The sequence below is a fragment of the Bariatricus sp. TF06-38A genome, assembly GCF_027690675.1.
Taxonomy (GTDB): Bacteria; Bacillota; Clostridia; order Lachnospirales; family Lachnospiraceae; genus Allocoprococcus; species Allocoprococcus comes.
On the sequence record NZ_JAQFCE010000011.1, the window covers coordinates 80,516 to 93,164 of the forward strand.

The window sequence follows — 12,649 nt, forward strand, 5'->3', positions numbered from 1 at the left end:
AACTGCCTGGTTTTTTGCAACGTATAAAGTTCTAGGTAAAAGTAAAAGTTGAAAAACAGAGCAGTAAAAAAGTTAAATTTTACTAAAGCTATTTATTTCTCCGAAATGTGTGCTATAATGAATTGAATAAATTGCAAAGGAAAGTCATCAAGGGAAAATGCATTAAGGCAATATTGAAAGAAAATAAAAAGAAAGAGAAATAATGGGGGAAGGACATGGCGACGATTAAGGACATTGCGGCAAAAGCGGGGGTTTCCATAGCGACAGTATCCAGAGTGTTGAATCATGATGAAACTTTGAATGCGCAGGAAGAGACAAAAAAAAGAATTTTTGAAATTGCAGAGGAATTAGAATACGAAGTACGCGCACAGAAAAAACGCAGGCGAAAACTGAAGATAGGTGTATTTTATTCTTATTCTCCTGAAGAAGAACTTCAGGATCCTTATTATCTTTGTATCAGGCTTGCTATAGAAAAAAAACTGGAAGAAGAAGGATATACAAAGGTGATTGTGAAACTGGATGATTCGCCGGAGATGATCAACGGATTAGATGGTGTAATCTGTACCGGTACATTCACAAAAAAAATGGTAGAAGCAATAGAGATATGGGAATGCCCGGTTATATTTATTGATGCAGATCCAAACCCAAAGAGATTCGATTCAATTGTGGTAGACTATAGACGGGCAGTAGAAGAGATTGTTTCCTATCTGGTAGGGTGTGGACATACGAAAATAGGGATGATCGGCTGTCGAGAAGTTGATAAGGAGGGGGATGAAGTACTGGATACGAGAATACAGCATTTTCAGAACGCTTTGAAAAAACGGGGACTGTATCACCCGGAATATACAAAGTTTGGTGCTTATTATGCAAAATATGGATACAAACTTCTGAAAGAGTTTTACGAGGAAGGGAATCTGCCGACTGCCTTGTTTGTTGCGAATGATTCGATGGCAGCAGGAAGTTATCGGGCTGCATATGAACTTGGGCTTAAAATACCGGATGATATCAGTATTATTGGCTTTAATGATATCCCAACTGCGAAATACATGGTTCCTCCACTTACTACGGTGAGATTGTACATGGAGTTCATGGGAGAATATGCAGTAAAACTTCTGGAAGAGCGAATTATACATGGAAGAGAGATTTGTGTAAAAGTTTCAATCCCGACTAAACTTTATATACGTGACAGTGTTAAAAAATTTTAATAAGGTAAAAAAGTAAGAGGCTATGGAACGGAGAATGTCCTATAGTCTCTTTATGTATACAGATCGAGTGATGACAGATTGTTTTGTTATGATTTTTTAGCTAAAAATAAAGAGTTAAAATCAATCAAGTAAAAACAGACAACTTTATTTAAAATAAAAATATAGTTTTACCAAGATAAAAATTGTGAAAAGTATATAAAAATATGGTGTAAATAATAGGTAAAATAGAGAAAAAATATTTATAGGGTAAAAAGTATTTACATTTAACCGGTAAAACGGTATAGTGGTTTTACCAAATAAAATAAGTGAATCAAAGGAGGAAATGATTTATGAAGAGGAAAATTGCAGTAATGTGCGTACTTGCACTTACAGGAACAATGATGCTGACTGCTTGTGGAAACAAGAAAGACAGTAATAATGGAAAGACAAGTGACGGAAAGACAGCAATACGTTTTGCAACATGGGATGTAGCTGATGATGTAGATGCTCAGCAGAAACTTGTAGATAAATTTAATGAGGAACATGATGACATTGAAGTAACACTGGAAGCATACGGAAGTGATTTTGATACAAAGATCAGTGCAGGTATGGGATCTGGAGATACACCGGATGTTATGTATATGTGGAACTACCCGGCATATGCAGATGGTCTTGAACCTCTGGATGAGTATATCGACAAAGAAGGCGATGACTATAAGAATGATTTCTACAGCACACTGTGGAATTACAACTCATTAGACGGAACAACATATGGTATTCCAGTGGGATTTACAACACATTCACTTTTCTATAACAAAGATCTTTTTGCACAGGCTGGTGTAGAAGAACCTACAGATGACTGGACATGGTCGGATCTTCAGGCAGCTGCCAAGACAATTGAAGAAAAGACAGGTCAGAAAGGTTTTGCATTCCAGATGAAACCAGATCCGTATGATTTTGAAATGTATCTGTGGAGCAATGGAACTGCATATTGTGACGAAGACGGACAGATGGCAGGTCAAATTGATTCAAAAGAATCTCAGGAAGTATTTAAAATGTTCCAGGATATGGAAAAAGACGGATATGCAATTGCAACAGAAAAGAACGGAACTGATGAATTCCGTGCCGGTACAGTAGCAATGTATGTATATGGATCATGGTCAATTGCTTCTCTTAATGAGGATGGAATGAATTATGGTGTGGCAAAAATTCCTTCTTTTGACGGAAAGACCTCTGTAAGTATTCTGAGCTCTTCAGGACTTTCTATTTCAAAGGACAGCAAGAATAAAGATGCTGCATGGGAATTTGTAAAATACTGGACAGGCGAAGAATGCAACAAAGCAAGAATCGGTATGGAACTTCCGGTACTTAACAGTGTTGTAGAATCTGAAGGTATCATGGATGAACCAGAATATGCACCATTCTATGAGATGCTTGAGCAGAGTGATGGACATACTCCGGCAAGCTTCCTGATTGAAGACTGGTCAGAAATTTCAGAAAACCTCAGCTTATCATTTGAACAGATTTTCAATCCAAGCTCATACATGGATGTAAAAGATGTTTTAAAAGAAGCAGCAGACGCACAGTAATAGCATACAAACAAACCGGCGCCGGAACAATTTATGATTCCGGCGCCGATAAATAGGAGAGAAGAAAAATGAAGCAGAGAAAATTCCTGAAGACGGCCACACCGTATTTGTTTATTATGCCGTGGATTATCGGGTTCCTTGTATTTACAATCGGTCCCCTGATTCTGTCTTTGATCATGAGCTTTTTTGAGTGGCCGCTTACTACAGCGCCAACATTCAGGGGACTTGGAAACTATATTGATATGTTTACAAAGGACAAACAGTTCTGGAAATCCCTTATAATCAGTTTGAAATATGCGGCAATTTTCGTACCGCTTAACATGATTATTGCATTGTTCCTTGCAATGCTGATCACACAGCCGGTTAAAGGAGTAAAAGTATTCCGTACAATTTTCTATATTCCGGCAGTTATCTCAGGTGTAGCGGTTTCTATCATCTGGGGATGGATCCTCAACGGAGATTATGGCGTACTGAATTATCTGTTATCTCTTCTGGGAATCAAAGGACCGAAGTGGCTGGTTGATCCGGCATGGGCACTCCTTGCAGTTATAATTGCAAGTGCGTTTGGTGTTGGAACGATGATGCTTATCTTCTACACAGATATCAAAAATATTCCGGTTGATGTATACGAAGCTGCATCTATTGATGGAGCAGGTCCTGCAAGAAAATTTTTCAGTATTACGCTTCCGATTATTACACCTACAATTTTATTTAACCTGATTACGTCAATTATCAGTTCTTTCCAACAGGTAACATTGGTTATGCTTCTTACCGGAGGTGGACCGCTTAAATCTACCTACTTCTATGGACTGTATACATACAATAACGCATTCAAACATCACAAACTTGGATATGCCAGTGCAAACGCATGGGTAATGTTTATCATCATTCTGCTGCTGACTGCCGTGGTATTCAAGTCATCATCCGCATGGGTATTCTATGAGACAGAAGCTAAAAACAGCGGAGCAAAGAAAACAAAAAAGAAAAAAGGGGGTAGAAAGTAATGAAGATGTCTAAAAAATCAAAAATTGTAATTTACATATTACTCGGACTGGTAGCCATTTACTTTCTTGCACCGTTTATTTACATGCTGTTTTCTGCATTTAAGACAGAAGGAGAAGCAATTGCATATCCGCCGAAACTTCTGCCGGCAGAATGGCATTTTGAGAACTTTATTAATGCATGGAAATCACAGCCGTTTGGAACATATCTTTGGAATTCAATTCTTGTAACAGTTCTGACAACAGTCGGACAGGTTCTTTCATGTTCACTGGTTGCTTATGGATTTGCAAGATTTAACTTTAAAGGAAAAAATATCCTCTTTATGATCCTGCTTTCAACAATGATGATTCCATGGGATGTTACCATGATTCCGCAGTACATGGAATTCAACTTATTCGGATGGATCAATACACTGAAGCCGCTGATCGTGCCGGCATGGTTCGGATCTGCCTATTATGTATTCCTGATGAGACAGTTCCTTATGGGAATCCCGAAGGATTTTGAGGAAGCAGCACGAATTGACGGCGCAAATCAGTTCCAGATTTACTGGAAGATTTTCATGCCGATCATGAAACCTTCATTGATTCTTGTCGGTGTACTTAATATGCTGACTGTATGGAATGACTATCTTGGACCACTCATTTTCTTACAGGACAGAAGCAAATATACATTGGCACTTGGACTTGCTTCATTTAAAGGAGTTCACAGTACACAGATTATTCCGATGCTTTGTATTACGATTATTATGATTATTCCGCCGATCATTATTTTCATTATCGCGCAGAAATATATTGTTGAAGGAACCAGTGGTTCTATCAAATAGACAGGCGTATGGAGCGGTCAGGCAGACTGTATCTGTCTGACCGCTGTTGCTGTCTTATATGGGATACCACTTGAGAGGAGAAAATTATGGCAAGAAAAAAAGTAAAAAGATGGGAAGACCATCGGATTACCGGAATTGGGAGAAGAGAAGCACGAACGGCTTTTTATAAAGATTCGCAAAAGAAAATCAGTTTAAATGGAGAATGGGCTTTTAAATATGTTGATGCACCGGAATTATCGCCGGAAGGATTTGAACAGTCGGGGGCATGTGAAGGATGGGATAAGATTGATGTTCCGTCCGTATGGCAGCTTAGAGGGTATGACAAGATGCATTACACAGATGTGTTATATCCATTTCCGGTAAACCCACCGCATGTACCAGATGAAAATCCAACTGGAATTTATAAAAAGACAGTTGTATTAGATGAACAGTGGATGGAAAAAGACACGGTTCTGAAATTCCATGGTGTTGACAGTGCATTTGATGTATGGGTAAATGGAAACCATGTTGGATTTGGAAAAGTCAGCAGACTGCCTTCAGAATTTGACATTACCGGGTTTGTAAAAACAGGTGAAAATGACATTACCGTTCGTGTATACAAGTGGTCAGACGGTACTTATCTGGAAGATCAGGATATGTGGTGGTTATCAGGAATCTACAGGGATGTAGAACTGATCAATGAGGAAAAGAATGCAGTTCTGGATCTTCGTGTAAATGGGACATTGGATGACAGCTACAAAAATGGTTTTTTTACAGCTGGAATTACAATGAAACAGGCTGGTACAAATCTTGGCTGGAAGCTTTCTTATAAAGGAAAGACTGTTCTTGAAGGTGAGCTTGTTTCGGAAGGAAAAGATATATGTATTGAGGCTGAGATCCCGGAAGTTCATACATGGACAGCCGAGACACCTGAGTTATATGAATTTACAGTAATGACAGAAAACCAGGAAGTAACAGTCAGATGTGGATTCCGCAAAATCGAGATCAAAGATAAGAACTTCCGTGTCAATAATCAGGTAATCCTTCTGAACGGAGTCAATCATCATGATTATAATCCAAGAGAAGGAAGAAGAGTGACAAGAGAGCAGATGGAATCAGATATTCGTCTGATGAAACAGTACAATATCAATGCTGTTCGTTGCTCGCATTATCCGGCAAATGAATATTTTTATGATCTGTGTGACGAATATGGACTTTATGTGATCGATGAAGCAGACCTGGAATGCCATGGATTTGAATGGGTAGAAAATTACACATGGATCACAGATGATGAGACCTGGAAAGATGCTTACGTAGATCGTAGTGTCCGTATGGTAAAGAGAGATAGAAATCATCCATCGATTATTATGTGGTCTATGGGAAATGAATCCGCATTCGGATGCAATTTCCGTAGTGCAGCAGAAGCAATCCGTGAGTTGGATGATACCAGACTGGTTCATTACGAGGGAGATTTTGAGGCAGAAGTGACAGATGTATATTCTACGATGTATACCAGACTGAAAGGTCTCAAAGAGATTGCAGAATATCAGATCAAAGGGGATAAGCCACACGTAATGTGTGAATATGGACATGCGATGGGAAATGGTCCTGGAGGATTAAAAGCATACCAGGATATGTATCGCAAGTACAAACGTCTTCAGGGTGGATTTCTCTGGGAGTGGTATGATCATGGAATTTACACTGAAGAAAAGGATAAGAAATATTATAAATATGGTGGAAATTATGGAGATTTTCCAACAAACGGGAACTTCTGCATCGATGGGATTCTGATGCCGGACAGAACACCGTCTCCGGGAATGGAAGAATACAAACAGATCATTGCACCAGTAGAAATTACAGCTGTTGAAGGAAGCATGAACAAGATTCAGATCCGGAATTATTATGATTTCCTGAATCTGGATACGACAACACTTTATTGGGAAGTAAAAGCGGAAGATCAGATGATACAGGACGGAACCGTTGAAGGACTTTCGGTTGCTCCGCATGAAGGCAAGATCATTGCCCTACCAATTACAGCATTTGAATTACAGGAAAATACAGACTATTATCTGAATCTGACTGTATGTCAGAAAGAAGAAAGAAACTATGCACCAGCAGGGTATGAAATCAAGAAAGTCCAGATTCCGATGCAGATCCGAAAAGATGGATTTTCGGTAAGAGAAACAGCTGATAAGCTTCAGGTAACAGAAGAACAGGGGGGGCTTACTGTAGAAAACAGCCGTGTGACAGCAAAATTCAGTACTGTATTTGGAAAATTGATTTCTTTTGGAAAAGATGGAAAAGAGTATCTGACTGAAGGACCGAGAATGAATGTATACCGTGCAACAATCGATAACGACATGTACAAGAAAGAGGACTGGATGAATAAATATTTTATTCAGAAACCGGTAGAAGAGACAGAATATGTCAGCTGTCTGAAAGAAGACGATAAGGTGATCGTCCGGATCGGAACATTCTTCAGTTGCTATAACCAGTCCTGGGGATTTGAATGTGATTACACTTATACGGTTTATTCTTGTGGACAGATGAAGGTGGAAATTCAGGGAAAAGCTGTTCAGAGAGGAAAACTGGAACCAGCGTTCTTACCACGTATCGGAGTCATTATGAAAGGAAATAAAAACTTTCAGAAGACGATGTGGTATGGTATGGGACCTGGTGAGAGTTATGTAGACAGTAAGGCTGCATCTATTATGGGAATTTACGAAAATACAGTTGACGGGATGATGACAGATTATGTATTCCCACAGGAAAACGGACATCATGAACAGGTGAAATGGTTCCGTATTGGAGATGGAAAAGATGGTCTGTTATGCAAGATGGAGGAGAAGCTTGGTCTGAACCTTGCTAATTATACCGATGAAAGTCTGGAAAAAGCACAGCATCCATTTGAAATTGAAAAAGCGGATGATGTGATTATCCATCTGGATTATCGCCAGTCAGGACTTGGAAGCAACAGCTGTGGAGAAGAACAGTTGGAAGAAAATAAAGTAAAACTTCAGGATTTTGCAATGGCATTTACTGTGCAGGCAGCAGAATGCGGAACCGAAATCCGGAAGGCAAGAAAACAGTATATCGATTAAGAATAAAGGAGACAATCATATATGAGCAGAGAAATGTTTTCAGGAAATCTGAGAAACAGATTACATAGCGATGAATGGCTCATCTGGCAGGATCAGTATGAGGCAAAAGAGAATCTCAAATATGAGAGTTTGTTTGCACTTTCCAATGGCTACCTCGGAATCCGGGGAAGTCATGAGGAAGGAACAAAGATTACACTTCCATATCTTTATATCAATGGAGTGTTTGACAAGTCAGAGACATTTATGCGTGAACTTTCCACACTTCCGAACTGGCTTGGAATCAGACTTTATGTAGAAAAAGAATTGATTGGAATTGAAGACTGTGAAATTTTGGAATTTTCAAGAGTGCTTGATATGAAAGGAGCTTTTCTTGGAAAGAGAGTTCGTCTGAAGGACTCAAAAGGAAGAGAGACTTTGATCGAAGGAATCCGGTTTGTGAGCAGAAACAATGTACACAGGATGGGAATCCGGCTTTATGTGACACCGCTCAACTACAGTGGAATTATTGAAGTAGAAAGTATTATTGATGGTACGATCATTAATTTTTATGATGCACCACGCTTTAAGGTAAAACATACTTATATGACAGCGAATGAAAAGCTGGCAGCAGATGGATGTTATGTGGAAGTTGCAACCAGAGAAAATCATCTGCATGTAGGTTGTGGATGCCGTATCGAAGCTTATGCAGATGGAAAACAGATTCTTGGAAACAGAATGATAAGCAGATTTGGTGAGCAGAGTGTGGAATTTGGTGATATCCATGTAGAAGAAGGAAAAGAAGTAGAAATCGTAAAATATGTTTCGATGTATACAGAAAGAGAATGTCCGGCTTATGCTCTTCATACAACAATCGAAAAAGAAATTGAAGGATTTGTTGAAACGGGATTTGATCAGGAACTGAAAGCGCATGAAGATGTTTATAAGAAGATGTGGGAAAATGCAGATATTCAGATTACAGGGGATGATGAATTGAACCGTGCAGTCCGTTTTAACATCTTCCATCTGATGAGTACGGGAAACGAACATGATGACCATGTGAATGTTGGGGCAAAGCTTTTAACAGGAGAAGAATATGGTGGACATGCTTTCTGGGATACCGAACTTTTTATGCTTCCGTTTTTCTCATGGGTATTTCCGAAGACTGCACAGAATCTGGAAAATTACAGATACCATCTTCTGGATGCAGCGCGTGCAAATGCACATAAGAATGGATATAAAGGAGCACAGTATCCGTGGGAGTCAGCAGATGATGGTACAGAGCAGTGTCCGGACTGGACCATTGAGCCGGATGGAACCTGTTATAGATGTTATGTTGCGGTATATGAGCATCATGTAACAGCAGCAGTTGCTTATGGAATCTATAATTATGTTAAGATCACGCAGGATATGGATTTCCTTTACAGCAAAGGAGCGGAGATTCTGACAGAGACAGCAAGATTTTGGGCAAGCCGTTGTGAGTACAACAAAGAGCAGGATCGTTATGAAATCAATCAGGTAACGGGACCGGATGAATGGCATGAACCGGTTAATAATAACCTCTATACCAATTATCTGGCGAGATGGAATCTCGGATATGTTCTTTCACTGCTTGCATCAATCAAGAAAGAGAATCAGGAAGCGTATGATATCCTGATCGAAAAGACAGGACTTACAGAGGCGGAAACTGCACACTGGAAAGAAGTGCAGGAAAAGATGTATCTGCCAAGAAAAGAAGGCACAAGACTTCTGGAACAGTTTGAAGGATATTTCGAGCTTGATAATGTAACAATCGAAAAATATGATGAGAATGACTGGCCAGTACGTCCGGATGCACTTAAGACAAAAAGAGCAAGAGAGACACAGATCAATAAGCAGGCAGATGTTGTTATGCTGTTACACCTTATGGGAAATGAATTTGATGAAGAAACGATTAAAGAAAACTACGCTTATTACGAAAAGCGTACACTTCATGGTTCTTCATTGAGTCCGAGTATTTTCTCTGTTATGGGGCTTAAAGTAGGGGATGATTCAAAAGCATATCGGTATCTTCGCCGCGCAGCCTTTATTGACCTGTTGAATATGCAGGGAAATACAAGAGAAGGAATCCATGCGGCAAATACTGGTGGAGTATGGCAGACAATTGTATTTGGGTTTGCAGGTGTAGCGCAAAGAGAAGATGGTATGTTGAAAGTTCATCCGAATATGCCAAAGGAATGGCAGGGATTAACATTCCGTCTGCATTATAGAGGGGCATGGCTTGAAATTACGGCAGATGGAAGTAATCAGGCAAAGGTCATTCGTCTTGCAGGAGAACCTGTAGAAGCTGAAATAAATGGAAAAGTAACAACAATCTAAAAAAGAGACGGGAGGATATATGATGAAAAAATGGCTGGCAATCGGAGGACTTATACTGGTTACGGTCATATGGGGAGGCGGCTTTGTCGCAAGTGATATGGCACTGGGAAGCATGAAGCCTTTCCAGATTATGATGGTAAGATTTTTGTTGGCATCTGTGCTGATGGGGATGATCAGCATGGGACAGCATAAAAAAGAAGGGAAACTTGAGAAGCGTGCAGGTGCAATAAAAGCAGGTATTCTGATGGGAATTGCACTTTTTGCAGGATTTGCACTTCAGATTATCGGTCTGCAATATACAACACCTTCCAAAAATGCATTCCTTACAGCACTGAATGTAGTTATAGTGCCGTTCATTGCATTTATAATTTTGAAGAAGAAAGTAGGCATGAAAGGAATCATTGGAGCAATCATGTCCGTTATTGGAGTAGCACTGCTTTCTTTGAATGGAAATCTTACACTGAGTCTGGGAGATGGTCTTACACTTCTCTGTGCGGTAGGATTTGCGTTCCAAATCTTTTTTACCGGAGAATTTGTGAAAAAATATCCGGCATCTGTACTGAACATGGTGCAGATGATCACAGCATTTGTATTATCGGCAGTCAGTCTTGTGATTTTTGGAGAGAACGATTTTCAGGTTACAACACAGGGATGGTTAAGTGTTTTGTATCTGGGAGTAATCAGTACGACTGTATGTTATCTGCTCCAGACCGCATGCCAGAAGTATGTAGATGAGACAAAAGCAGCGATTGTACTTTCAATGGAATCTGTATTTGGAACGATTTTTTCTATCATCATTCTGCATGAAGTGATTACACTTCGCATGGTGATCGGATGTGCGATCATCCTAGCCGCTGTCATCATTTCTAACTTGTCTGAAACAGAAGGAGAAGCAAAAGATGAAGAAATACAATGCAGTAATTTTTGATTTGGATGGGGTAATCTGTCATACAGATAAATATCATTATCAAGCATGGAAAGCAGTTGCAGATGAACTGGGAATCTATTTTGATGAAGAAATCAATAATCGACTCAGAGGGGTGAGCCGTATGGAAAGTTTTGAAATTATTCTGGAACGCTATGAAGGAGAAATGAGCGAAGAAGAGAAAGAATGCTGGACAACAAAGAAAAATGATATCTATAAAGAACTTCTGAAAAATATGAGTCCTGCAGATCTGTCTGCAGAAGTAAAGGAAACATTGGATGATCTTCGTGCGAATGGATATAAACTGGCGATTGGATCATCCAGTAAAAACGCAAGATTTATTCTCGGGCAGTTGGGACTTGGAGAGTATTTCGATGCAATTTCAGACGGAAATAATATTTCAAAATCAAAGCCGGATCCGGAAGTATTTGTGAAAGCAGCAGAGTATGTAGACGAACAGGTTGATAAGTGTTTGGTTGTAGAAGACGCAAAAGCAGGACTGCAGGCAGCAATCGCAGGGGGAATGGATTGTGCTGCTATCGGGGATGCAGTTGCAAGCGGACTTGGAACCTATAATCTGTCTGCATTTGCAGATCTTCTGAAAGTTACGGCTAAGTAAGAAAGAAGATGACTAGAATGAATGAAAAATTTTTAAATAACCTTCTTAACAGTATTTCGGTATCGGGTTATGAGGAGCAGGTGCAGGATATTGTAACAGAAGAAATGAAAGAATATACAGATGAGATTTGCCGTGATGAGATGCAAAATCTAACATGTATTCTGAATCCGGAAAACGATGTACGTATCATGCTTTCGGCACATGCAGATGAAATCGGACTTATGATTTCGAACATCCGGGAAGATGGAAGACTGCAGGTGATTGACAGAGGCGGAATTGTTCCGGCAACTTATCCGGGACGTCAGGTGCGTATCAAGACAAAAAACGGAGAGGTTTACGGTGTTGTCGAAGCATATCGTGATTTGTTCAAAGAAGAAAATCTGGGAACAAAGCATTTTCTGATCGATATTGGGGCGAAAGATAGAGAAGATGCTTTAAAGAATGTAAGTCTGGGAGATCCGATTGTTCCGGATACACATATTCGTAAGATGACAAATGGTAAATTTACAGCCAGAGCATTGGATGACAGACTTGGTGTTTATATCATTATGGAAGCAATCAAGAGAGCGAAAGAGCTTGGATGTAAAGTTGGTGTCTATGGAGCTTCTACAACTGGAGAGGAGACAACGAAAACCGGAGCTTTCTGGACAAGTACACGGATTAATCCGACACTTGCGATTGTTGTGGATGTGACTTACACAAGCGACTGCAGTGGAATGAATCCGGCTGAGATGGGAACGGTTCTTCTGGGGGGTGGACCGGTTCTTTGCAACAGTCCGATCGTGGTAAAAACTTTAAATGCCAAAATGGAAGAATGTGCAAAAAAAGTAGGAATTCCAGTTCAGAGAGAAGCTGCAAGCAGGCTTAGTTATACGGATGGAGATAAGATTCATTTTTCAAATCAGGGCGTACCGATGGTATTGGTATCAATCCCGCTTCGTTATATGCACATGCCTGCAGAGGTAGCAGATGAAAAAGATGTGGAAGGTTGTGTGGAATTGATAGCACAGTTTCTTGCAAACTATAATGCGTAGAAAATAAAAAACGGGACTGTCGGAAAATAGATAGTTCCAAATCAGGGAGGGTATGACTC

Annotated in this window: 9 protein-coding genes; all 9 read left to right on the plus strand. The window is 39.8% G+C overall.

The features are described 5' to 3' along the window. The first annotated feature begins 215 nt into the window (after positions 1-215). A complete protein-coding gene (locus tag PG418_RS10245; RefSeq protein ID WP_008372602.1) occupies positions 216-1,205 on the plus strand; it encodes a LacI family DNA-binding transcriptional regulator in 990 nt (329 codons plus the stop codon). 329 nt (positions 1,206-1,534) lie between these two features. Beyond that, positions 1,535-2,773 (plus strand): ABC transporter substrate-binding protein, encoded by a 1,239-nt coding sequence (locus PG418_RS10250; protein WP_055157781.1) that lies wholly within the window; start codon positions 1,535-1,537, stop codon positions 2,771-2,773. 68 nt (positions 2,774-2,841) lie between these two features. After that, entirely contained in the window at positions 2,842-3,777 is a 936-nt protein-coding gene (locus PG418_RS10255) for a carbohydrate ABC transporter permease (protein WP_022220173.1), read from the plus strand. Next, positions 3,777-4,598: a carbohydrate ABC transporter permease gene (locus PG418_RS10260; protein WP_022220172.1), complete on the plus strand. Its 822-nt coding sequence runs from the start codon at positions 3,777-3,779 to the stop codon at positions 4,596-4,598. The genes PG418_RS10255 and PG418_RS10260 overlap by 1 nt, the downstream gene beginning before the upstream one ends. Before the next feature lie 86 nt (positions 4,599-4,684). Beyond that, entirely contained in the window at positions 4,685-7,678 is a 2,994-nt protein-coding gene (locus PG418_RS10265; RefSeq protein WP_008372613.1) for a glycoside hydrolase family 2 TIM barrel-domain containing protein, read from the plus strand. 21 nt (positions 7,679-7,699) lie between these two features. Then, positions 7,700-10,012, plus strand: coding sequence for a glycoside hydrolase family 65 protein (locus PG418_RS10270; protein ID WP_055157776.1), 2,313 nt, complete (start codon positions 7,700-7,702; stop codon positions 10,010-10,012). 22 nt (positions 10,013-10,034) lie between these two features. Continuing rightward, a complete protein-coding gene (locus PG418_RS10275; protein ID WP_055157774.1) occupies positions 10,035-10,940 on the plus strand; it encodes a DMT family transporter in 906 nt (301 codons plus the stop codon). Next, on the plus strand, positions 10,912-11,556 hold the full coding sequence (gene pgmB, locus PG418_RS10280) for a beta-phosphoglucomutase (RefSeq protein WP_008372621.1): 645 nt from the start codon (positions 10,912-10,914) through the stop codon (positions 11,554-11,556). Before PG418_RS10275 ends, pgmB begins: the two co-directional genes overlap by 29 nt. A gap of 17 nt (positions 11,557-11,573) precedes the next feature. Continuing rightward, positions 11,574-12,590 (plus strand): M20/M25/M40 family metallo-hydrolase, encoded by a 1,017-nt coding sequence (locus tag PG418_RS10285; protein WP_195367884.1) that lies wholly within the window; start codon positions 11,574-11,576, stop codon positions 12,588-12,590. Positions 12,591-12,649: the final 59 nt, after the last annotated feature.